Below are 22556 nucleotides of genomic sequence, written 5' to 3'. Positions count from 1 at the left end.
CAAGCCAAAACCAAGATGTATGGAAAATCCTGGAAGTGGCAGGATACTTAAATATAATCTTTCCAATAACAAGATGATTATAACAATATTCCATGCAAAGGTCAAGTAGTTTTGCTTAGAAACTCGACATTTTTTCTGTCCCTCTCATCTTTGTTATGGTTACGTTGTTTTGTCAGATATATTTTGTACTATATCTTTGACTGTCTATATCTTACCTAGCGTTTATGGCAAAATTATGGCATGACGTTGTCATAATTGGTCTTTTTTTAAAATTTTCTTCACTACTGACAGCATTTTTTCAGTTTCACATACGGTATCATGTAAAACAGAGGCTGTTTTAATGTCCTCGATGGCCTTTGGAACAGCAGTCTGGGACAAGGCTGACAGTTCATCTACCAGCTTAAGGTCTCCCATGCCAGTATATTTTGTGTCAATAGCCTCCATGACACTCCTGGTAAATTTGTACGGGCTTGCAGTTGAAGCGATTACTGTCTTTAACTCATCTTTTGTAGCTTCCTTATATTGTCCATAGACATGGGCTGCTACTGCAGTGTGAGTATCCATGACATATCCAGTCTTTTTGTAAATTTCACGGATGGTCTGGGCAGTCTGCTCCTGTGTTGTGTAGCCGCCAAAAAAGTCAGCAAGCCCTGCCTTCATTTCTTCTGTGATGGTATAGCTTCCCTTCTGAGCCAGTGCATCCATCAGCTCCTTACATTTTTCAGAATCATCTCCAGTCAGATGGTAAATCAGACGCTCCAGGTTACTGGATATCAAAATGTCCATGGATGGAGAGCTGGTTAACACAAATTCCCGGTTCTTATCATAGGTTCCTGTCTGGAAGAAATCAAACAGTACCCTATTTTCATTGGAGGCACAGATAAGCTTTTCCACCGGAAGTCCCATCTGCTTTGCATAATAGGCAGCCAGTATGTTGCCAAAGTTACCGGTTGGTACGGTAACATTAATCCTTTCACCGGCTTCCATACCCTCATGCTTCATTAAACGGGTATAAGCATATACATAATAAACAATCTGAGGTACAAGTCTTCCTATATTTATAGAATTTGCAGAAGAAAACTGATAGCCCATAGTCGCAAGCTCTTCTGCTGCTTCCTTATCCTTGAAAATATTCTTAACACCGGTCTGGGCATCATCAAAGTTGCCATGAATGCCGACTACCCATGTATTATTCCCCTTCTGGGTCAGCATCTGCTTCTCCTGAATCGGGCTGACGCCGTTCTTTGGATAAAATACGATAATGCCGGTGCCTTCTACATCGGCAAAGCCTGCCATAGCTGCCTTGCCTGTATCACCGGAGGTAGCTGTCAGGATGACAATTCTATTTTTAACTTCATTTTTCTTAGCTGAGGTAGTTAAAAGGTGTGGCAGAATGGATAATGCCATGTCCTTAAAGGCAATCGTTGCTCCATGGAACAGCTCCAGATAATAGGTTCCATCCACCTTTACTAATGGTACGATTTCTTCCGTATCAAATTTACTGTCATAGGCTCTTTCGATACACTGCTTTAATTCTTCTTCGGTAAAGTCTGTCAGATACAGCTTCATTACCTCATAAGCCAGCTCCTGATAGTTCATCTTTGCCAGTTCCTCCAGTGGAAGGGTAAGCTTCGGTATCTTCTCCGGTACAAAAAGGCCGCCGTTTTCTGCCAGTCCCTTCAGTATTGCCTGGGATGCTGTTACCTTCTCCTGGTTGTTTCGGGTGCTCCTATACATCAATTCCATAATCTCCTCCTTGTCAAGAATCCTCTTATGTTGTTAAACCATGTTTCACTTTATTTTTTTTTACGCAACCTTTGAATAGTCAATATATACTTCAACAATCTATCTTCAAGTTTCATCTTTTCATCTTCTGGATAAGATACGGGCAATTCCGACTCAGGCACATAAATTTCCAAAACCGAATCCAATAGCTCTTCAACATTAGAAAGAAATACATCTTCCTCTGAGTCATATATCCATACACCATGTTTCTTGCATACCGGACAATCTCCTTTATGACCTATCATTTCTATTGCTGCCCGTATTTCAGAATCATGAAAACACTCTACGCAACAAACCATCTATTCATCCCCTAAATATTCACTCATCATTTGTATGTGATGCATCAAAGAATATCTTTTTATTACGCCCAAACCCGGAAATTTTCCATTGCTATAGCATTCTACCAATCTGTTAAATCCTTCCGTTTTAGGTATCTCATCATACAACTCCCATGCAAGTAAATTTTCCATCGCTTCCTCAAATTTTCTTGCAGGGTCAGAGATATTTTCATTAGATTCAGATACAAAATGATGGACTCTCAGTTCTTTTTTATTACCATAATATATAATGTGAATAGCTATAGCCAATGGTGCAAATCCAGCCTCATCATACTCATCACCCACAATAGAATAATCCGAAAAACCCACATACCCTCTTTTTGCATAAACAAGGTGATTTCGGCTAAAAAATTCATCTGGCGAGTTAATATAATCAACATTACGCTTTGCTTTGACATAACCATCTTCTAAAATTACAACATCACCATATACTTCATCCTTAAAATCCTCATCCTTTGGTATAAGGGTAACTTTGGCAGATAGCACTTCCCCATGTTCCTCATAATACTTGTAATTCCCTTGAAAGCAATTAATAAGAACTATCTTATTTATATCCTTTTTACCAGACAAAACTTCATCCACAATCTCCTGATCATTAAGATATCCCTCAGTAATATATTCGTTTTTGAAAATATTCAAATATGAATCTAATGTTGTCTGAAGCTTATTTTTCTTTTTTTCATCCTTCTCTGCTTCTATTTTTTTCTTCATATCTCTATATTCTTTATTGAAGCTTCCCACTTTGGGATTATGTATCAAAATAATTTCTCGTTTTGCTTCAATAAACTTAGATAATGTAGAAAAAAAAGTAGCATTAAAGCGGACCGGTTCTATAACAGGTATTATTTTAGTGCTTAATTCACCTTTTTCTAATAATTCTCTAATACATAACAATTCGTTTTGGCGACCTCTAAGATATGGATAATACATAGCTACCCCTCCACTTCCTTACACAAAAAAGAATTCAACTCATCATAATCTGATTGATATTTTTTTGAGAAATATGCATAAAATCTTAATTCGTATGGAACTTTTTCCTCCAACTTATTCTCAACCATTAACAAGGTTCTTCCTTTTAAGCACTGCATTACATCCTTTTGCAAAGAAATAATATTTATCCCTTTAAGCCACTTCAGGCATTCCCTATAATACTGAAAATTATTAACTGCAGGTAATTTATTATAGTGCTTTAATAAAATGGATTCAAATTCCGATTTTCGTAGCAATTGAAACATTGCTTCATACGACAAATCATCACGGCTACAATACGCTTTTTTCCTCCGAATTAGGTTCCCATTTTCTGTCAACTCATAAATCCCAACCCTTTGTTCTTGCAGAAATTCCCCAACTTTCTTCAACTGTTTCTTTCCTACAACAACATACACATAACTGAACACTTTGTAATAATCCTTGATTTGGTTTTCAAGTCGTAATAAATTATCCAAATCCGTTTTAATTTCATATACAATACCGCGTCCATTAATCATTATAAAATCCGCTTTAGATTCTCCTATGGGCAATTCCGTAAGTGCTGCTGTATTGTATATATCATGTTTCTTAATTAATAATTGGTTTAAAATAGTATTTTTAAAGAAATATTCATTTCTATATTCATAATCCATATAATGATATATTTCACTTATTGCTTTTCCGTATGTCACATTATCGCTTTTAACATATCTTTGAATACATTTCAAAAAAGAATCAGGAACACTATTCCCATCAACCATTTTGTCAATATACGGAACTGTAAATATCTTATTTATCATATATGTATTTAACTTTTCCATAGTATTCCTCCTCAGATTTTCTCAAATTAATCATATCACATTATGTGTTTTTTGCAAACCCCTTTGCTGTTTGAATAGATAAAAGAATAGTTCTCCCAAAGTCCATTTCCGGCAAAGCTTATTAAACTACCTCGGTTCTCAAAACCGCCACTCTATACTTAAAAAAATCAGCATATTGGTGCTTTAGACAGATATATTTACTTTTCAATTACAGTAGTACACTGACATTTCCATTCTGCAATATTTCCACAAAAAGAAAGAGGGCAATCTCCCCTCTTTCTCTCACCTACTTATAAAATTCATGGGTTCCGTACTCTAAAAGCCAGGTCAGACTCTGGTCAAACCAGCGTACATTCCTTTTGTTTGCCTGCCGTCTTGACATAAAGTACAAGGCTCCCTGGGAGTAATCCTCGCCATCAAGGACACGCTCAACTGCTTCCTCTGTGGTTTCACTGACACTCACCTTATAGTAGCGGCCATCCCGTATCGGTGAAAACTGATACTTCTTTCCGCTTTTCTGAAATACAACCTTTTCCACCGTATCCGGGAATTCGTCGCTGTTAACTCGATTTAATATTACATTTGCCACCAGCATTTTTCCGGTCACATCCTCACCGGTTGCCTCGGCCTCTACAATTCTAAGTAATACTCCTTTATCTGTTTGAGATAACTGAATTCTGTTCTCTTCTCTGGCTGTCTCCTTCGCCAGGTCGTTCTGCATTGCAGCAACGCTCTCTGCGGCGATAGCTTCCATCTGTTCATCTAATAGTATCTGTTTTGAAACCGTGTTGCTCTCTGCTGTTACCAGAGTAGCCTTAGTGATTTCTTCCGCATCTGCTGCAAAGTTTTCCTGGCTCTTCGCATATACGACGGACAAAGAAGCCTCATTCCTTCCACCTGCAAACAAAACTACGCCCATCAGAACCTGTAAGGTAACCATTGCAGCCGCTACGATTCCCAGTACAGTCCGATAACGCTTCGGAAGAAACAAATATACGTTTTGCATATCTTCCTCCTATTTTCCAATATTTGGATATTTTAAAAAGTAACACTTGCAATTATATCAAACAACGTTTTCGTGTCAATAAGCTTTCCCGAAATTCGGCACTTACTTCCGAGTAATTTTGGAAATTATTCCCATATAACCAGCACTTTATACAAAATATTTCTGAAATACCTAATTTCTTTAACACAAGTGTCCAGTAATATTTTAACCAATTATTAACGATTTATTAACTATTTTATTTGTTTTTTTCAATTCTATTCTTGTAGAAACGTTTTTTCGGGCTTTTTCGCTATTTTTTTGTTCATAATTTTGTAATAACTTATATTCATTGATATACCTCCTCTTCTATGTTAAAATAAGTAAAAATGTTCCTGGAAGGAGGTGCCCTTTTGCTGCCTGGCGTTTATACAACAAAAAAGAAAAATGGTGATACCCTGTATCGAAGCTCAATCACCTGTAAAGGCAAGCACATCAGCCTGGGAAGCTTTCCCACGGAAAAAGCAGCACATCTTGCATATAAGGAAGCTCTGTGCCTGCTTAACAGTGGGCCAGAGAAACTGACTCTTGAGGACTACCGGCCAGGGAAGCATCAGCTGCTTTTTGAAAAATGGGTCATCCTTCTCAATCTAAGGGACAATGGCATGTATTTTAAAACACCGATTTATCTGAAGCACAAATATTTCCTGTATTACCTGGATGCTGCCACACAGCTTAAATTTGCCGCAGATGATTTGTTCTACTACGCAGAACACAAAATTATGCGTCGGGGTGGGCATCTGTTTGTAGCTGACTTCGGTATGCAGGTTAGTATTCTATCACGGTATGGCATCAAAAGCTTTGCTGTTCCAGGGAAGGACTATCTCTTTGCTAATGGCGACAGTACTGACTTCCGATACGAAAATATCATTATTATTAATAAGTACAATGGGGTTCAAAAAATAGAGGAGAAAGGCAGAATTTTTTATCTGGCAAAAATTCATATCCGTGGTGACTATATTATAGGTAGATTCTCCACCGAAGCAGAAGCTGCTGTTGCCTATAACAAGGCTGCTGATTACCTGCATCAGATGGGATTAAAGAAGCAATTTACATTAAACTATATTTCTGAGCTTAACACCCAAGAATACCTAAAGCTCTATGAAAATATTCTCCTGCCTCAGAAGCTTCAATCCTTACGATTTTCTTAAGTTTTTGCCCTGCCTTTTAGGTATTTTTAATTATTTTTAAAAAAAAGCTATCATTTTCCAATATTCTGTGTTATTATAATACTATATTTTTCTTCTTCCATTTTCATAGTTTCAATGGGAACCCCGAAAAGTTGCCGCAACAGCTTTTCGGGGTTGATTTTTTATTCGATAGGAGAGTTTGCAAAGCAAACTCTCCTATCCCTTTCTATCTTCCTTTTTCTGTAACAGCTGAGCCGTATTCAATCGTACCTCCTGTTTTTCTTTACCAGACCTCTTCCTTTCAGGCGGCAAAGTCGGTTTCTTTTTTCGCTCTGGCAGTCGGAATCTTCTTATTATAATATCCAAAACAAAGAAAAGAATAGCAAGGATTAAAAACAGGTTACCTAGACTGGTACGTGCCTTTACACTTTCCGGCTTATGCTCTACCGCCTGAGAGGGCGTATCGACATACCTTCCTTCGTTGCTCTCTACAAAGGCCTCAAAGGCGGCAATATCCTCTAGCAGACGGTATTCTTCAGAATACTGAAGAGCTGCTGCGGTGTTCCGGCTCTCCATAATAGATCCATTCTCCTTCTGCCGCACATTGATTCCATAAATACCGGTCTTTTCCAAAGTAATCTCACCCTCAAAGCTTCCTGGCTTTGTCTGGGAAAGCTCCAGTGTTTTCTGCTCGCCATCCTCATCTGTAAGTACTACCTCTGCTGTAGAGCCTTCTGTATATTCTGCCAGCTCATAGGAGATTTTTAAGCCGTTTCCCTTCTGAATCGTCTCCAGCCTGTTCTTTCCATCTGCTGTATCGGCCATCGTCCAGTTCACCAGCTGTTTTATCAGCAGTGGATACCCCTCCCAGGAAGCCCAGGCCTTTGTCCAGTTATTCTCACCATCCGATAAAAATGCTGCCGTCCGCCCCAGACCATACTGCCATGTGGCATACAGAGGGTCCTCGGTGTCTGATTCAAGATGTACCTGGGCACGATCCTTCGGACTGGCCGCTACATAACCATACAGAGGCGGTACACCATCGGCCACAGCCTCCCGGATAAGACCACTGTTGCTTGTGATAACCGGCGTAAATTTCCGATTCACCAGATAATCCCTGGCCGCTAAAAATACCTCCTGGGCAAATATCCGTGGAATATCGGAATGAATGTCAGTATAATAGCTTCTTCCATTACCTTCTCTGGCGAGGTAGTTTAAAAGCTCCTGGTCAGAGGCTTCTCCTACAGCTACCGTAGAAAGACTGATTTCCTCCTCTGAAAGTCTTGATAAAAGCTCATCATATCCCTGGTAGCCATCCTGCCCATCGGTCAGAAGAATAATATGCTTTCTTTTGGCATCGCTCCCGGCAAGGGCCTTTTCTGCCGCTTCTATGGCCGGATAGATGCTCGTACCGCCGCCCAGACCAATGGATGCAATTCTTTCCTCTATCGTTTCTGTATCTTCTGCACTCGTTAGCTTTACAACCCAGTCATAGGTACTTTCAAAGGCAATAACGCCAACCTCGTCCTCTTGCCTCAGGGAACCAAGAGCCTCTGCTGCCGCCTCCTTTGCCAGGGTCAGCTGGGTCACTCTTCCATCTCCGGCAGACATGCTTCCCGAGCGATCAATTACCATAACCATCGCCATCTTCGGGATTTCCTTCTCTCCCTTAAGATCCATATCTACCGGGAGTACACTCTCCAGCGGTGTATCACGATAGCCGCCCAGAGCAAAGCTGTTGCTGCCGCCAATGGCTGCAAGACCACCGCCGTAGTCCCTTACATAGGCCTCTATATTATTAAAAAAACCCTCCGGAAGGTCCGGAGCATAAACATCCAGTAAAAATACAGAGCGGTATGCCAACAGCTCCATCAAGGTTCTTGGAGCCGCCTGGGGAACCATTCTCTGATAAGAGATGTTCGCTGCCGTTAAAAGCCGGGCAAACTCATCTCCCTGCCCCGGCTTTCCTTCAATAAATAAAATGGTCTCCGGACTCTCTGCCTGGGTATAGGCACAGTACTCATTGTTTATCGTTATCGAATCCACATCCGGCTCTATAATAACCCGATAGCTTTTTAGCCCTGGTGCTGTCTGTCGGTCGGTGAATACAAACTGGTTACTTCCCTTCTGAAGCTTAAGCTGCTTTTCTGCTTTCTTTTCATTTCCCGCATAAAGAGACAGCACCGCTCCAGTCTCCACATTACTCTGAATGCGGATGCTTACCTTAAAGCTGTCTTTGATACTTACCTTATTCGGCACTACAACACTGTCAACACTTACCTCAGCAGTTCCGGCATTCTCCCATTTCTTTACAGCCAGCTGTATCTTTTTCTCCTTTAAAAGCGTAGAAAATTCTTCTATGCTCCCTTCTGTTTCCTTGCCATCGGTCAAAAGCACCAGCCTCTTCGGAGCATTATCCGGAAACATACCGAGGGCTGTTGCCACAGCCCGGTTTAGGTTAGTCGCAGAGGAAGTGACAACGGTTTCCAGCTCAGAAAACAGCCTTTTCTCATTCATAAACTGCTCAATATGTGCCTCTTTTCCAAAGGCAATGACTCCGGACTGTTCTCTTTCCGGCAGAGCATCTATCGCTTCCTTTACAAAAGCAACCGCCTCTATTTCCCGGCCTGCCACGCTGTCAGAGACATCTACCAAAAATACGGTAGCACTCGGCTGCTTTCCCAGCACAAAGGATGGATTACTCCATGCCAGTAAAAGACAGATAACAACCAGACCACGAAGCAAAAGAATAGCTGTTTTCTGTCTTCTGCTTCTTAGTCCAAAGGTGTCCTGCCTAAAATAAACCATTCCCTCGACCGCCAAAAGGCAGAAACCAAGAAAAAGAAACAGGCGGCGTAGCGGAAGTCCTGCAGACAGCCTGTTTTCTCCGGCTTTTCCATCCTTATCTCCGGCATCAGCAGCACTTAGCGATTTCCACACCCGACTTTCTGCATCCGGAAAGTTTACCGCCAGAAGCTCCTGCTCCTCACCGTCCTTAATTCTCTTAAAACCAGTCTTTTCTGTATCAGTATAGGTCCAGGTTCCATTTTGCCCATAAATGCTTACTTTGCCGCCGGCTGTTATTTTATTTTCCGACAAAAGTCCGGTTTCCAGGCTTTCCCTGCCAAGCTCGTATATTTTCAAAGGGAATTCCGGCAGAAGTGGCCATTCACTTCCATGAACATCAAAGGCAAGTACCGTTATTCTTCTTCCATTCTTTTCTCCAGAAAATCCGGCTCCATATTCTCCTGCCTGGTAAAAGGCCTTCGCCCAGCCCGGTGTCTTTATCTTTTTCAAGGTCGAGACGCTAAAGCCAAACTCCGTTCCTTTTTCTTCTACCCAGACACCCTCGGCCTCTCCTTCGATTGTAAAAAGGCCGTCAATACTCTTCTTTGGATTTATAAAAAACAAACTTCCCTTTTGCGGAAGCTTCTCAGGGAGCATGCCGTCAAAAACATAGAAATCAAAGTCCAGCTCCTGCTCCAGCCCGGTAATATCATTGGTTTTATAAACCTCCACATTTTCCAGGTTCATCAGAGCTTTTTCCAGAAAAACATTTTTTTCTGAAGCTAAAAGTATCATCTGAGCTTCTCTTTCCCTAATACAGTCATAGGCTATGTTATCTGAGTCCAGGTCATCAGCTTCATTTAGCTCTGCTGCCACCGACTCCTTTACATAGACATTTCTGAAATAAAGCACCGTATGTTCTCCAGGCTTTAGACGGACAGACTGTATCTGCTCCAGACTTTCATCCAGATACAGATTTACATCAGAGGCCATTTCTGTCCCTCCTGTATTTTCCACCCGCACCAGAATGTCACTTTTTCCATTTTCCAGCTCCCGGTGACTTACCTGGGTCACAGACAGATTGGCTCCCGGACTTCCCATATATTCCGTTACTGCCAAAAGTCCCTTGGTATCCACGGTCTCATCTGTAAAAAAAACCGTCTGGCAGCTTTCCCATTGGGCTGACATGGCCTTGACGAGGTCGGCTGCAAAGGAAAGATTTCCAGGAAGGTCACTTCCCTTAATTCCCCGAAGCTCCTCCTTTATACTGTAGCGGTCTGTTTTCCTGGTAAAAACAAGCTCCGCATTCTGGGAAGCTGTCACCAGTGTCACCCTGGTATCCATCGGGAGGGAGTCTACATACCTTATCGCCCGCTCCTTAGCCTCCTCCAATCGGGTTCTTTCTGTAGCTTTTCCTTCTTCATAATAGATACTGTTCATGCTGCCGCTGGTATCCAGAGCAATCACTACATCCTGCCAGGTCCTCTGCCCACGGTTTAAGTATGGTCCGCACAATGTCAGAATCAAAAGCAGTGTTAGAGCTAACTGGAGATACAAAAGCAGGTTATTCTTCAGCTTCTCCCATGGCGTGCGTGCCTCCAGACTCCGATAAGCCTCCTGCCACAGATACAGCGACGATACCCGCCTGTCTTCCGCCTTTTCCTTTAATATATATAACAGCACAATAAAAGGAAGCAGTATCAGAAAACCCAACGGCCACAGCTGTTCCATTCTCATCTCTTACTTCCTCCTTCTTTTCTTCCTTTTCCGCCGCCCCGGGTAAGCTCCATCAAAATCTGCTCCGGCTCCCTTTCGGCAATACAGGTAAGGTACACAGCCTGATAACGCACTGCCAGTCTTCCCAGGGTATCCTCCATCTTATCCAGACTTCTTTTGTACTCCCTCTTTGCCTGTCCTGACATCGTAAGCCTCAATTCCTTTCCGGTTTCCTCATCAATGAGGTTACTGTTTCCCAGAAAAGACGGCTCTCTTTCTTCCTCCGATAAAAGCTGCAGAAGAACGGTCTCCTGCTTTTTATAAACAAGAAATCGCAAAAGCTCTTCCTTATCACTATAGTCAAAAAAGTCCGACAGAATGATTGTCATGCCCTGTCCATGAAAGTTAAGCTGCCGGGCACTCTCGTAAAGATTCGTTTCCCCATAGAACTCCATTCTTTCCAGCTGGAATAGAAGCTCCTTAAAGGCACGTCTTCCCGTCAGTCCCCGGGTTGTCTGCACTCGGCCGTCTGCATGCAAAAAGGACACATATACCCGATCCAGATTCTGAATCGCCATGTAAGCAAGCATAGCTGCCAGCTGTCTTGCTTTCCTGTCCTTTCCATAGGTCATGGAGGCACTTGCATCAAGGAGGATATGAAAAATTCCCTCCTTTTCCTCCATAAAAAGCTTCACAAAAAGCTTATTCAGCCGTCCGTAGGCATTCCAGTCAATATATCGCAAATCATCCCCTAAAAGATATTCCCGGAAATCAGAAAATTCCACACTGCTGCCCTTTGCAGAGGACTTTCTTCCACCATTCATCCCCATTCTGGGCTTCTTTTTCATCACCAGGGTAAGGCGACTTAAGCCTGCAAAAAATTCACTGTCAAACAATCTGCTTTCTTGTGCTTCTCCCATAATAGTACTCCTATCGGTTCTTTGTCAGCTCTTTTCTTATCTCCTCCAGCACAAAATCCATAGAAACGCCCTCCGATACGGCATCAAAGGCCGGTATCAGCCGGTGTCGCAGTACCGGAAGCATAACAAAATCAATATCCTCAAAGGCCACATTATATCTGCCCTCCAGAATAGCCCTTGCCTTAGCTGCCAGAAAAATCGTTTGGGCTCCACGAGGGCTGGCTCCGTTTGTCACATATTTTTTCGTAATCTCTGGTGCTTCCTCCCACTCCGGGTGAGTTGCCAGCACTAGTCGGAGGGCATAGTCCTTTACCGGTTCTGCCATTGGAACCTCCTTTAACAGGCTTCGCATCTTAAGAATCTCTTCGCCGCTAAGTACCGGAGAAAGCTCTGTCCTTTTATTGGTTACGGTAAGCTCCATGATTTTCTTCAGCTCGGAAAGACTTGGAAAATCCACCTGAATTTTAAAGGCAAAGCGATCCAGCTGTGCCTCTGGCAACGGATAGGTTCCTTCGTTTTCAATCGGGTTCTGGGTCGCCAGCACCATAAAGGGCTGGGGCAGAGTATAGGTCACGCCGCCTGCTGTTACCGTTTTTTCCTGCATCGCCTCTAAAAGAGCCGCCTGAGTCTTTGGTGTAGCACGGTTAATCTCGTCAGCCAGCACCAAATGAGCAAAGATTGGCCCCTCCTGAAATCGGAATACATTCTGCTCTTTTTCTTTAACAATTAAGTTGGTTCCTGTCACATCTGCCGGCATCAAATCCGGTGTGAACTGAATCCGGGAAAAGGACAAGGAAAGTGCCCTTGCCATAGATTTTACCATCTGGGTCTTTCCCAATCCCGGCACACTTTCCAGCAATACATTGCCATCAATCAAAAGTCCTATCAGCATCTGCCGGATTACGTCCTTCTGCCCAATAATCGCCTTTCCTATCTCCTCCTCACAGCGTACTGCTGCTGCCGCAAAGCTCTGAAATCTGTCCTCCATTTGGTCCCTCCTGCCCTTTATTCATTCAAACCATCAAAATAATTCTTTACAACGGATTCCATCCCCGCCGGGATTCTTCCATCTCCCAGCTGTCCATAGGCTGCCTGGCTGTATTCGCCCAGCACCGTGCCATAGTCAACCACTTCTCCCCGAAAGCCCTCGCTCCGGGCTCCCTTCTGAGAGAAAGCTGTGCCATCTTCTCCGGCTCCTGTCAAATTCTCGTCGCTACCGACCTGTCTTCCCGGAATTGTAATCTGCTCCGGGGTACCATGGTTGCTTTTATCTGCCTTTTCTATTCCCTGGCTGCTGCCGTAATTATAACCGGTGCCGGTGCCGCTTCCTTTACCGCCAGCACCATTCCCCGTTCCAGTACCATTTTTCCCGTTTCCGGCTCCGGTGCCAGCTTCACCACTCTCACCGCCAGTGCCGGTCTTACCAGCTTCACCACTGTCTGATTGACCACTGGAGCCGTCCTTTCCAGCATCCACATTTACCGCCAACTCCAGCTGCTCCTTTGTAAATCCCGGCAGGTAACTTTCCAACAGAGAAACAGCCTTAGGACTTAAACTTTTAAAGCTTCCATTCTCCAAAGCCTTCTCGACCTTCTTTTCCAGCCGAAGCTGTGCTTTTCGAAGCTCCCCTTCGCTTTTTGCCGAAGACAGCTCTCTGATAGATTGGTCAAGCTGCCCCTTCAGAGCCTCCTTTCTCCCTGCCTGCAAGAGCTCCTTAAGCTCTTTTTCCGTATCAAGAAGCTTTTTAAATTCCTCAGCCCGTTGTACCTGGACCTTCACCTGCTCTGATAGCTCATGCCTTGCAACAGCCTCCTCCTTTGCCTTAGAAGGGAGCAGTGCCGTTGCTGCAAAAGTACCAAGCACCCCAAGCAGCACCAAAAGCTTTCTTATGTTTATTTTCAATGGAAAGCTTTCCTTTACAGAAAAGTCTTTTAGTCTCTCCATCGTATCCTGCCACTGTAGCCTGGCCATCTCTGAATCATCCTCCAGCTGCTCCAGTGCCGTTGTTACACGTTCCTTCAGTCCCTTTTCATCCAGAAAGCGGGCTGCTTTTTTCTTTCGTGGAAATTTTAAAGCTCCATAGCATATACCCAGAAAAAAGAGTAAAAGCACTGCTCCGGCTGAAAATCTCCAGGCATCATAAAGTGGCACCAGTAAAGATATCACATTAATCAGAATCCCAATGCCAAAGCCGCCAAAAAGATACCAGAGAAGAATCTCTGCTGCTTCCTTTAAAAATACTCTTTTCTGCACTTTTTTAATATAAATCAGAAGCTCTTTTCTCTCCAAAGTCCCGCCTCCTTCCTACTAAGACTACTTTACCCGCAGCTTCCACGCTGCTATTTTTAAGAAAATACCGGACAGTAAAAGCTGTATTCCGATACTGATATAATCCCAGTAAGCACTGACCGCTTCATGAACGCCACCAAAGGTATTCAGAAACTCCACCAGAACCTCCCTGCTTCCATACTGCTTTGTAATCATGGAAACCATGGTTACCGCCGGGTTAATCAAAAGAAGCAGTGACAGATTTTCAAGCTTCGGCGGATTATAAGATCCTATGGCTCCATTATTGTAATACTGGGTCTCATAGCTTTGCTGCACAAGGAGATAAATAACAAACAAAACGGCCAGAGTCCCCAGGGTCAGAACTAATACCGCACCATAGGTAAATACCGTTGCCGGTACTGTTTTTTTGAACAGCGTTGAAAATAAAATTCCAATACTTCCAATAAACACCGCCGTAATGCAGGCAAATACCATAAATCGAAGCAAATCTATAAAGCGTACACCGCCTACGGCAAATACAATTGCCATAATTGGAAAGCTGGAAAAAATCAGAAGAATAATCGTACTAATCGAAGACATCAGCTTGCCAATGATAATCTGCTCCGGCTTCAACGTAGTAGTCAAAAGTATTTCCAGCGTCTGTTTTTCTCTCTCTCCTGCAATAGCATTAGCCGTGAAAGCAGGTACCACAAACAAAATCAGAGCAAATTCCAATACAGCGATCAAGGTGTATACAATAAGCATACCGCTGTAATTGATACTCCGATAGCCGCTGGCTTCAAAATTAAAGTAAAAGGCTAGCAGTCCAATCATTGCCAGCAGTGTATTGTACGCAAGCATCGTCAATGACAGCCGGATGGAGCGGACACTGATTTTTAATTCCTTTTTATACACAGGATTAATTTTAACCTTCATCTTCATCCTCCTTTGTCAGCTGCATAAACAGGGACTCAAGATTTCCCTCCTCTCTGCCAAAATGGCAGATGCCAATACCGGCTGTTACAAGCTGGGCCAACAAATGAGCTTCCTCCTCCTGGCCGCCTCCAAAACCTACAGCTACGCTGTCCTCCTGGATAGCAATGCTCTTTACTGCGGGATTCTCCTTCAGAAGCTGAATAGCCTCCTGTTTTCCCGAAGCAAAACGTATCAACAGCGGATTAGACGCACTCATACGGCTCATAATGTCATCAACCGTACCCTTTACTACCATTTTTCCATGCTCTATAATACCGATGGAGGTACACATCTCCGCCAGTTCCGGCAGAATGTGGGAGCTTATAATAATAGTTTTTCCCATACTGCTTAAGTTCTTAAGAATCTCCTTCATCTCGAAGCGGGCTCTTGGGTCGAGACCGGAAGCAGGCTCATCCAGTATCAGAAGCTCCGGATTATGCACCAGGCTTCTCGCCAGACAGAGCCGCTGCTTCATACCACGGGACAGGCCGTCTACATAGGCATCTTCCTTATCCTCTAAGTTAACCAGCTTCATCAAATCGCGGCAGAGCTCCCTTGCTTCCAGCCCTTCTATTCCATAAATAGAAGCATAAAACTCCATATATTCCATAGCCTTCAGATTGTCATAAACACCGAAAAAATCCGGCATATAGCCTATTTTTTCCTTTATTTTCGCCGGCTGAGTTACTGCATCCACACCATTAATTCTAACGCTACCACTGTCTGCCTTTAAAAGTCCTGCCATAATCCGCATCGTTGTAGTCTTTCCGGCACCATTGGGACCTACGAAGCCAAAGAGCTCCCCTTTTCCAATCTCCAGATTTAAGCCGTCCAGTGCGGTAAATTTGCCATAGCGTTTATATAAATCTCTAATCTCCAGCATCTACCTTTCCTCCTTTACCGCGGACAGCACCGGCATCACTACCTGTCCATAATTCTGTATTACTGCTGCATCTGGGCGGATAGACAGTCTCACTCTATTATCCTCACTCAGATAAGGCCTTATATCTACACTGCCCGCCTGCTCGCTCTCAAAAAGGATATCATATTCTCCGGTTGTATAGTTATACCCAAGAATTTCACCGGCAAATGTATTCGGATACGATATCTGCTTAAATTCGTAATTCAACTCCTCGCTGTAAACCAGCCTTGTAATTCTTTCATCACTGCCGAATTGTAAATCCATCGAGAGGCTATCCTCATAGATATATCGCCCTCCCATATTATAAGCACCATCTACATTCTGCATGTAAACATCCACTCTTGGTATCAGTGTGCCAAGCTCTCCTGTAAGATCTACAGGCACCTCTGCTACCGTCATGGAAGCCCCATTGGTATCCAGTCCGGTTTCCTCCAGAAACTCACTTTCAGCATTTTCTGAAAAGCCTATCAGATAACAGCCCTGGTCAGCCCGTGACACCATTTTTGAAAGCATATATTCATAGGCATAATACCATCTTACATTTTCTGTCCTCTGCCCCTTTGGATGTCCATAGGGGCTGCCACCACTGATTTTTGTCAGAAGGTCATTATTATAGATGCCGCCAGGATTTATTGTCAGAATGCTTTCCTTTTCATCCAGAGTTACGCTCTGTCCCTGCTCCAGGTCACCTAAAGGATAAATAACTCCATACGCATAAAGAACAGCCTGCTTTAAGTCATAGCCCAGACGATTCGTTACCCCACCTGTTATCTTCCATTCATCAAAGCTCAGGCTACTTGCAACCTCTCCCGCTGCCGGCTCTGAGCTTGTCATATTAAAATATACCGTTTCAAAGGCAGGATAATCCCGAACCCGTATCTGTGTCGTGCTGCCGCCATATTTTACAGCAATATTATAGCTGCTGTCCTCAGAGACTGTAGTTGAGGAATGATAATAGTTGTTTATCTCTACCTCCGGTACAATATTTTTATCACTGGAAAAATTTAAATCATAGTCATCATTATAGGGTGCTGTTACACCAAATATCGTTTCCTGATTAAGAATTCCATTATTCTGGGTATTGATAGTCAAAAAGCCGATATATGGGTCATCCTGACGGGTCTGTCCACCAATTCCATAAATAAAGGATCCAAATAGAACAGAAAAAGCTGGTATGATAACCCATATCAAATTCCGTTTATCCAGTTTTTTCAATACAATATAGAGCGGTGGACCAATCAGAAGAACATAGACCAGAAGCACAACAATATATTTCCCTACCTTAGGTATCTTATCCTCATCAACCATATCCACTACCGAATGTTTAAGGTAGGAATAGTCATTTCCCTGGGTTTCTTCATCAATTCTTACACGCCTTGAAATACTTACATTATCTGCTATCTTTTCAGCTATCTCTCTGCCGATGGTATTCCAAAGACCGGTATCCAGCCCCAGATCCATCGTAGACAAAAGTACTCTTCCCTTGCCCTTATAAAGACCCTCGAGAAGTACTACATCGTCCTCCTTTACCAAGGTGGTAGCTCCCTCCAGATGAATATCCAAAATATCCTTCTTAATTGCATTTACCGTAAGCTGATTAAGACTATTCTCCTCAGGAGCTGAAGTCTGCTGCTCTAAGGTTTCCTCCAGAAACTGGGTCTTTATCTCCTGAAGCCTCTCCTCATTTAAGCCAAAGGTAGTATCCTTTGAAAATACCTCTCCCATAGTTCCTGTAAGAAAGCTATCATCAAAGACTGCCAGCGTTTTTACTCCCGTGCTTCCGCTCCCCAGTACCAGGGTACCTCCCTGCATAACAAAGTTCTTTACGGCCTCATACTGCTTTTCATTCAACTGGTCGGTATTAAAATCATTGATAATAAGAATATCCAGCGAATCCAGTCCCATCACATCCTCCGGGAAGGTATCTGCTTCCAGATAAAAGGTCTTCATCTGGTTATCCGACAGATAGGAAAGTCCCTGGATATCATCCGTAAGAATTCCTGTAAAAAATGTACTTTCCCGGTATACATAAGCCTTTACTGTTTTTTTCGCAACGACATTTTCTTCCTTATCAGCCAATAGAAAATTATAGCGGTTCGCAGAGCTGCCAACCGGTACCGCCATTTCCAGCCGCTTTGTCTCGCCAGCCGCCAGAGAAACCTCCTTTTGGTACATAAATTTTTCCCGGCTATGTGACGGAATAATCACCTGCAGCGCACCGGAAAAATCTGCTCCTTCGTTGGTAATATCAGCTAAAACACGCATATAACGGCCGTTCTTTACATATTTATCATAACCATAATCAATGGACAAGGTAAGACTGCCACCCTGAAATACAGCCGGCGTTGCCTCCGGCTCTGCTGTCTGGTCAATCTCCTCTGATATAGTGGTTGTCTTCCCGCAGCCTCCAAGGATAAGAGCTGCTGCAAAAGCAAGAAGCCAGATTCCTGTTAAAAGCCTTCTTTTTTTCTTCATACGAGTCTCCTTTTTTCTAAATTCGCAGTCTTATCTCAAAAACAGTACCGCCAACACCGCTCTCTGCCCGGATGCTTCCACCATGCATTACAGCAATTTTTTTCGCTATGGCAAGGCCAAGGCCACTACCTCCGGTTTCTACAGAACGAGAATTCTCCACCCGATAAAAACGATCAAAAATGTGCTCCAGGCTCTCCTCCGGTATTACCTCCCCATAGTTGAGTACAGATACCGATACCGTACTCTGTGTCCTGTGAATCCATATCCTTATAACTTTTCCATCTTTTCCATATTTTACAGCATTGCTAATCAGATTGGAAAAGGCCCTTGCCATCAAATCTCCATCTGCTTCAATCACTGCACTGTCACAGTCTGAGGAAAATTCATATTCCAGTCCGTTTTCCTGGAAGGAGGGATAAAATTCCTCCACCATCTGCTCAACCAGCTTTACGATATCAATCCTTGTTTTCTTCAGTACCATCTCTCCGGTGCTTACCTTAGTGAAGCTGAACAAATCTCCGATAAGGCTCTGCAGCCGCAATGCCTTATCATAGGCTATCCGGATGTATTTTTTCTTTGTCTCTTCCTCCAGCTCTTCATTTTTAATAACCAGATCCAGATACCCGATAATTGAGGTCAGCGGTGTCCGCAGGTCATGAGCCACGTTGGTAATCAAATCATTTTTTACCTTTTCGTTATTTCTTTCCTTATCCATCAGGCCTATAATATTGTCTGCCATCTTATTTAACTGGTTTCCAATCATGGAAAATTCGTCCTCTTCGGCAATCTCAATCCGGGTAGTTAAATTTCCATTACTCATCTTTCGGATACCCTCTACAATCTGATTTAAATACTTTACCATTTTCCGGCTCAGGAGCAGGAAATACAAAATAAACAGGACAATTCCTACAAAAACTGCTACTGCCACCAGAAATACAAAGAAAGCTCCCTTCGTTAGTCCTGGGTGCAATGCCATACTGCCAGACAGGGCTGTTTTCTCCATAAATACCTCTGCCGGCTTTGGTTTACTGCTTACAGATAAAACAAAGCTTGCTATCAGCTTTACAAGTGTATAAACAGCCACCTCTGTAAGCACAGTATAAATAAGACTTAAAAGGCTGTAAATAATAATTTTCGCCCGAAAGCTTTTCATCGGACCTATTTCCTGGAATTCATTACTTTTCAATCTTATATCCAACTCCCCATACAGTTTTTATAATCTGGGCATTGCGGAAATCTAGTTCTATTTTTTCACGCAGACGCCGAATATGTACCATAACCGTGTTATTTGCTTCATACATTTTTTCATTCCATACCCGTTCAAAAATCTCTTCTGTACTGAATACCTTGCCCAGATTGCTGGCAAGCAGGTATAAAATATCAAATTCAATCGGCGTCAGCTTAACTTCCTTTCCATAGGCAATGACCCGGTGATTATCCTTATGAATGCTTAGGTTTTCCAGAATTACCTCCGACGAAACTGTATCCTTCACAGTCCCCGGATTGAAAGTCGTGTATCTTCGTAGCTGGGATTTTACCCGGGCTGTCAGCTCCAATGGATTAAAAGGCTTAATAACATAATCATCAGCTCCATTACTTAAACCTACAATCTTATCCAGATCCGTAGATTTAGCACTCAGCATAATAATTGGTATCGTGCTGCTTTCCCTGATTTTTTTACACATCGTTAGTCCATCCATCCCAGGCATCATGATATCCAGAATCGCCAGCTGAATGTCCTTTTCCTTTAAGAGCTTAAGTCCCTCCATTGCATCATTTGCTTTATATACATTATAGCCATCACTAATCAGATGAATCTCAACCAAATCCGCAATTTCCTTATCATCATCTACTACTAATATTCCTATATTTTCCATTTATTTTCTCCTTTCCCGCCAGTTCTCATTAACCTGGCTTTATTCTATCATATCTTATTTTCCCATTCCTTACAATTCTCTTACTTTATTTTTATGTTTTCTTTTTCTTGTATTTAACGCTATTTTGTTCTATACTTTCTATATGTAAAAAACAAGAAATGAGGGAAGTTTATGAAATGGAACAAGCTTATTGCTACACTGAGTATCAGTGCATTAATGATAACCGGCCTTCCGGCCTCTGCCCTGGCAGCGGAAAAAATCAATCCAGACACCCTGGAGGGTCATGTCGGCATGGATCTTTCCTACCACAACGGCACGGTAGACTGGGCCCAGATAGCTGAGCAGAACATTGATTTTGTCATGATTAAAACCGGTGATGGCTCTGAGCCGGAAAGCGGTGATTTTACTGAAGACATGGATGAGCAGTTTGAAGCAAACTATGCCGGTGCTAGCTCTATTGGCCTCAAACGCGGTGTCTACCATCTGTGCAGCGTCCGCACTCCGGAAGGTGCTGTCAAAAATGCAGAATACTGCTTAAAAATCCTGGACGGCCGTCCTTTAGAGTATCCGATAGCCTATGACATTGAACTGCCTGGTTCCTTTGCCGGTGGTATCGAAAATACAACTGCTATTGCAAAGGCCTTTTGCGAAACCATTGCTGCTGCAGGCTATACACCTATGATTTACACCAGTGCCTCCCATGCCAAAGAGGACTTTAACTGGGCGGAGCTTAAGGACTACAAGGTCTGGATTGCCTCCTACACCGGAGGCACTTCTGCCACTGATTGCCCTAAGCTACCTGTCGCCTGTGATATCTGGCAGTTTACAGAAAACGGTGATGTTTCCGGTGCCAACACAAATAACGGCAAGGGTTCCTGTGATTTGAATTTTTCCTATATGGAGGCTGACAGCATCATGTACAAGACGAAGGCTGTCACACTGGGTGTCAGGGAAACCTATAGCCCTTCCTACAAGCTTTCTCCGGCAGGCTGCACCGACAACGTTACCTTTACAAGCTCTGATAGGAGTATTGCCACCGTATCAAAATCTGGAAAAATTACGGCGAAAAAGGCCGGAACTGCTGTAATCACAGCGACCACCGGCAGTGGCTTTGAATCCTCCATTACTGTTAAGGTCAAAAAGGCTCCAACTAAGGTAACGCTTTCTATCAGTACTGGAAGTTCACCTAAAAATCTAAAGGCAGGAAAAACCTATCCTTTAAAAACGAGCTTTTCTTCCGGTGCCTACAGCAACAAGCTTACCTTTTCTTCTAGCGACAAGGCCGTAGCTACTGTTAGTAAGTCCGGTAAAATTACCGCAAAAAAGAAAGGAAGTGCTACGATTACGGTCACTACCTATAACCAAAAGAAAGCCACCCTTAAGGTGACTGTGAAATAAAAATCAAACGGCGATCTGCCTTACTGCAGACCGCCGTTTTTCTTATATCTTTTTTATAAAATTTCCCAAATCCACAGAAACATTTTCCTTTGTTACTACAAAGGCTGTCGGATTGATGTTGTTAATCCTTCTTCGCAAGGTTCCCAGCTCGTGCTTCGAAATAATGGTATAGATAATCGTATTTTCTTCATCGGTATAACCGCCCTTCGCATGCCAGTAGCTGGTGCCACGACCTAATTCTTCCTGAATAAAATTCCGGATTTCGTCTTCCTTTTCCTTTGTAAAAATCGTAACCTCGATACAGATATTCTGGAAATGTACCTTGTCAATTACAAAAGACTGTATCATCGTAAATATAATAGAATAAATGACTGTCGGTACATCGAATAAAAGGAGGCAGACAAAGTACACAAAGAAGTTTACAAGCAGCGCCATCTTTCCAACACTAAAGTTGCTGTACTTTTTCAGAAAAAACACACCCAGAATGTCCTGTCCACCGCCGGAGGCTCCCTGTCTTAAGGTAATTCCAACACCAGTTCCAGAAATTAGTCCTGCAATAAAACAGGCTGCCAGGGGGTCTTCAATAATCGGTACCGATGGACTTCTAATTATAGTCATTGCGACTGTCATTGCTACTACACTGATTGCTGTTTTCCAAAAAAAGTGCTGCCCCAAAGAACGATATGCCAGTATAAACAGTGGTACATTCAACAGGAAATAAATAATACCTGCAATATCGATATCTCCCAGATTCAGATGAGCATAATCTACGAGCAGAGTACGAACAATCTGTCCAATACCAATAAATCCACCGGAATACAGCTTTATCGGCACAGTAAATATATTAACACCCAAGGCAAACAGAAAACAGCCTGCTATAGCAAGCACTACTTTTTTCAATTCCTTTTTATCGAAAATTCCAAGCATGATACAATTCCCTTTCTTATGTTATACGAAATAATTCCACTCAATATTATAACATCATGGGAATTTAATTGCTATCTTTTTTTCAAGCACTGCCCCTTTTACTTAATTGTTACCTTTTTCGTAATTGTTTTCTTTTGTCCGCTTTGCAAAGTAATCGTAACCTTCACATTTACTGTGCCCTTTTTCTTACCAGTCAGGGTTCCCGA

General features: G+C 42.8%; 17 protein-coding genes. 2 read left to right on the top strand and 15 right to left on the bottom strand.

Annotation, left to right across the window (positions count from 1 at the left end; genetic code table 11):
- Window positions 1–249: 249 nt before the first annotated feature.
- The 5 genes from thrC to ASU35_RS12465 all read right to left on the bottom strand — a co-directional run bounded on the left by thrC (window position 250) and on the right by ASU35_RS12465 (window position 4919).
- Complete coding sequence (gene thrC / locus ASU35_RS12485; protein WP_058353335.1) at window positions 250–1746, bottom strand: threonine synthase; 1497 nt, start codon at window positions 1744–1746, stop codon at window positions 250–252.
- 50 nt (window positions 1747–1796) lie between these two features.
- Window positions 1797–2084, bottom strand: a complete 288-nt coding sequence (locus ASU35_RS12480; RefSeq protein WP_058353334.1) for a hypothetical protein — start codon at window positions 2082–2084, stop codon at window positions 1797–1799.
- On the bottom strand, window positions 2085–3053 hold the full coding sequence (locus ASU35_RS12475) for a sce7725 family protein (protein ID WP_058353333.1): 969 nt from the start codon (window positions 3051–3053) through the stop codon (window positions 2085–2087).
- A 2-nt stretch (window positions 3054–3055) separates the two neighbouring features.
- On the bottom strand, window positions 3056–3913 hold the full coding sequence (locus ASU35_RS12470) for a sce7726 family protein (RefSeq protein ID WP_058353332.1): 858 nt from the start codon (window positions 3911–3913) through the stop codon (window positions 3056–3058).
- Between the two features lie 286 nt (window positions 3914–4199).
- Window positions 4200–4919 (bottom strand): cell wall hydrolase, encoded by a 720-nt coding sequence (locus tag ASU35_RS12465; RefSeq protein ID WP_058353331.1) that lies wholly within the window; start codon window positions 4917–4919, stop codon window positions 4200–4202.
- 389 nt (window positions 4920–5308) lie between these two features.
- On the opposite strand from ASU35_RS12465, the gene ASU35_RS12460 reads away from it, so the two are divergent.
- Window positions 5309–6106 carry a hypothetical protein gene (locus ASU35_RS12460; protein ID WP_058353330.1) on the top strand — a complete coding sequence of 266 codons (798 nt, stop codon included), beginning with the start codon at window positions 5309–5311 and terminating at the stop codon, window positions 6104–6106.
- A 195-nt stretch (window positions 6107–6301) separates the two neighbouring features.
- Here the strand turns inward: ASU35_RS12460 and ASU35_RS12455 are convergent, their stop codons facing one another.
- Genes ASU35_RS12455 through ASU35_RS12415 form a run of 9 tightly spaced genes read right to left on the bottom strand, consistent with a single transcriptional unit; the run spans window position 6302 to window position 20025 of the window.
- Window positions 6302–10609 (bottom strand): VWA domain-containing protein, encoded by a 4308-nt coding sequence (locus tag ASU35_RS12455; RefSeq protein WP_058353329.1) that lies wholly within the window; start codon window positions 10607–10609, stop codon window positions 6302–6304.
- A complete protein-coding gene (locus ASU35_RS12450; RefSeq protein WP_058353328.1) occupies window positions 10606–11508 on the bottom strand; it encodes a DUF58 domain-containing protein in 903 nt (300 codons plus the stop codon). Before ASU35_RS12450 ends, ASU35_RS12455 begins: the two co-directional genes overlap by 4 nt.
- Window positions 11509–11518: 10 nt before the next feature.
- A complete protein-coding gene (locus ASU35_RS12445; protein ID WP_058353327.1) occupies window positions 11519–12496 on the bottom strand; it encodes an AAA family ATPase in 978 nt (325 codons plus the stop codon).
- 17 nt (window positions 12497–12513) lie between these two features.
- Window positions 12514–13797 carry a hypothetical protein gene (locus ASU35_RS12440; protein ID WP_058353326.1) on the bottom strand — a complete coding sequence of 428 codons (1284 nt, stop codon included), beginning with the start codon at window positions 13795–13797 and terminating at the stop codon, window positions 12514–12516.
- 24 nt (window positions 13798–13821) lie between these two features.
- Window positions 13822–14712: an ABC transporter permease gene (locus ASU35_RS12435; RefSeq protein WP_058353325.1), complete on the bottom strand. Its 891-nt coding sequence runs from the start codon at window positions 14710–14712 to the stop codon at window positions 13822–13824.
- Entirely contained in the window at window positions 14702–15634 is a 933-nt protein-coding gene (locus ASU35_RS12430) for an ABC transporter ATP-binding protein (RefSeq protein ID WP_058353324.1), read from the bottom strand. Before ASU35_RS12430 ends, ASU35_RS12435 begins: the two co-directional genes overlap by 11 nt.
- The gene (locus tag ASU35_RS12425) at window positions 15635–18148 is read right to left on the bottom strand and encodes a hypothetical protein (protein ID WP_058353323.1); all 2514 of its coding nucleotides are present in this window, start codon (window positions 18146–18148) and stop codon (window positions 15635–15637) included.
- 16 nt (window positions 18149–18164) lie between these two features.
- Window positions 18165–19301, bottom strand: a complete 1137-nt coding sequence (locus tag ASU35_RS12420) for a sensor histidine kinase (RefSeq protein ID WP_058353336.1) — start codon at window positions 19299–19301, stop codon at window positions 18165–18167.
- A 22-nt stretch (window positions 19302–19323) separates the two neighbouring features.
- Window positions 19324–20025 (bottom strand): response regulator transcription factor, encoded by a 702-nt coding sequence (locus ASU35_RS12415; RefSeq protein ID WP_058353322.1) that lies wholly within the window; start codon window positions 20023–20025, stop codon window positions 19324–19326.
- Window positions 20026–20196: 171 nt separating this feature from the next.
- On the opposite strand from ASU35_RS12415, the gene ASU35_RS12410 reads away from it, so the two are divergent.
- The gene (locus ASU35_RS12410; RefSeq protein WP_058353321.1) at window positions 20197–21423 is read left to right on the top strand and encodes a GH25 family lysozyme; all 1227 of its coding nucleotides are present in this window, start codon (window positions 20197–20199) and stop codon (window positions 21421–21423) included.
- A gap of 42 nt (window positions 21424–21465) precedes the next feature.
- Here ASU35_RS12410 and ASU35_RS12405 read toward each other — a convergent pair whose 3' ends face one another.
- Entirely contained in the window at window positions 21466–22350 is an 885-nt protein-coding gene (locus tag ASU35_RS12405) for a YitT family protein (protein ID WP_058353320.1), read from the bottom strand.
- Window positions 22351–22556 lie beyond the last annotated feature (206 nt).

The sequence above is a fragment of the Acetivibrio ethanolgignens genome (assembly GCF_001461035.1).
Classification (GTDB): domain Bacteria; phylum Bacillota; class Clostridia; order Lachnospirales; family Lachnospiraceae; genus Velocimicrobium; species Velocimicrobium ethanolgignens.
The sequence above is the reverse complement of the archived record's forward strand: the minus strand, read 5'-3'. Positions and strand labels throughout refer to the sequence as shown.

Bases quoted from the DNA above. Each gene is read 5' to 3' on its own strand.
- thrC (WP_058353335.1), bottom strand. From the start codon at position 1,746: ATGGAATTGATGTATAGGAGCACCCGAAACAACCAGGAGAAGGTAACA.
- ASU35_RS12480 (WP_058353334.1), bottom strand. From the start codon at position 2,084: ATGGTTTGTTGCGTAGAGTGTTTTCATGATTCTGAAATACGGGCAGCA.
- ASU35_RS12475 (WP_058353333.1), bottom strand. From the start codon at position 3,053: ATGTATTATCCATATCTTAGAGGTCGCCAAAACGAATTGTTATGTATT.
- ASU35_RS12470 (WP_058353332.1), bottom strand. From the start codon at position 3,913: ATGGAAAAGTTAAATACATATATGATAAATAAGATATTTACAGTTCCG.
- ASU35_RS12465 (WP_058353331.1), bottom strand. From the start codon at position 4,919: ATGCAAAACGTATATTTGTTTCTTCCGAAGCGTTATCGGACTGTACTG.
- ASU35_RS12455 (WP_058353329.1), bottom strand. From the start codon at position 10,609: ATGAGAATGGAACAGCTGTGGCCGTTGGGTTTTCTGATACTGCTTCCT.
- ASU35_RS12450 (WP_058353328.1), bottom strand. From the start codon at position 11,508: ATGGGAGAAGCACAAGAAAGCAGATTGTTTGACAGTGAATTTTTTGCA.
- ASU35_RS12445 (WP_058353327.1), bottom strand. From the start codon at position 12,496: ATGGAGGACAGATTTCAGAGCTTTGCGGCAGCAGCAGTACGCTGTGAG.
- ASU35_RS12435 (WP_058353325.1), bottom strand. From the start codon at position 14,712: ATGAAGGTTAAAATTAATCCTGTGTATAAAAAGGAATTAAAAATCAGT.
- ASU35_RS12430 (WP_058353324.1), bottom strand. From the start codon at position 15,634: ATGCTGGAGATTAGAGATTTATATAAACGCTATGGCAAATTTACCGCA.
- ASU35_RS12425 (WP_058353323.1), bottom strand. From the start codon at position 18,148: ATGAAGAAAAAAAGAAGGCTTTTAACAGGAATCTGGCTTCTTGCTTTT.
- ASU35_RS12420 (WP_058353336.1), bottom strand. From the start codon at position 19,301: ATGAAAAGCTTTCGGGCGAAAATTATTATTTACAGCCTTTTAAGTCTT.
- ASU35_RS12415 (WP_058353322.1), bottom strand. From the start codon at position 20,025: ATGGAAAATATAGGAATATTAGTAGTAGATGATGATAAGGAAATTGCG.
- ASU35_RS12410 (WP_058353321.1), top strand. From the start codon at position 20,197: ATGAAATGGAACAAGCTTATTGCTACACTGAGTATCAGTGCATTAATG.
- ASU35_RS12405 (WP_058353320.1), bottom strand. From the start codon at position 22,350: ATGCTTGGAATTTTCGATAAAAAGGAATTGAAAAAAGTAGTGCTTGCT.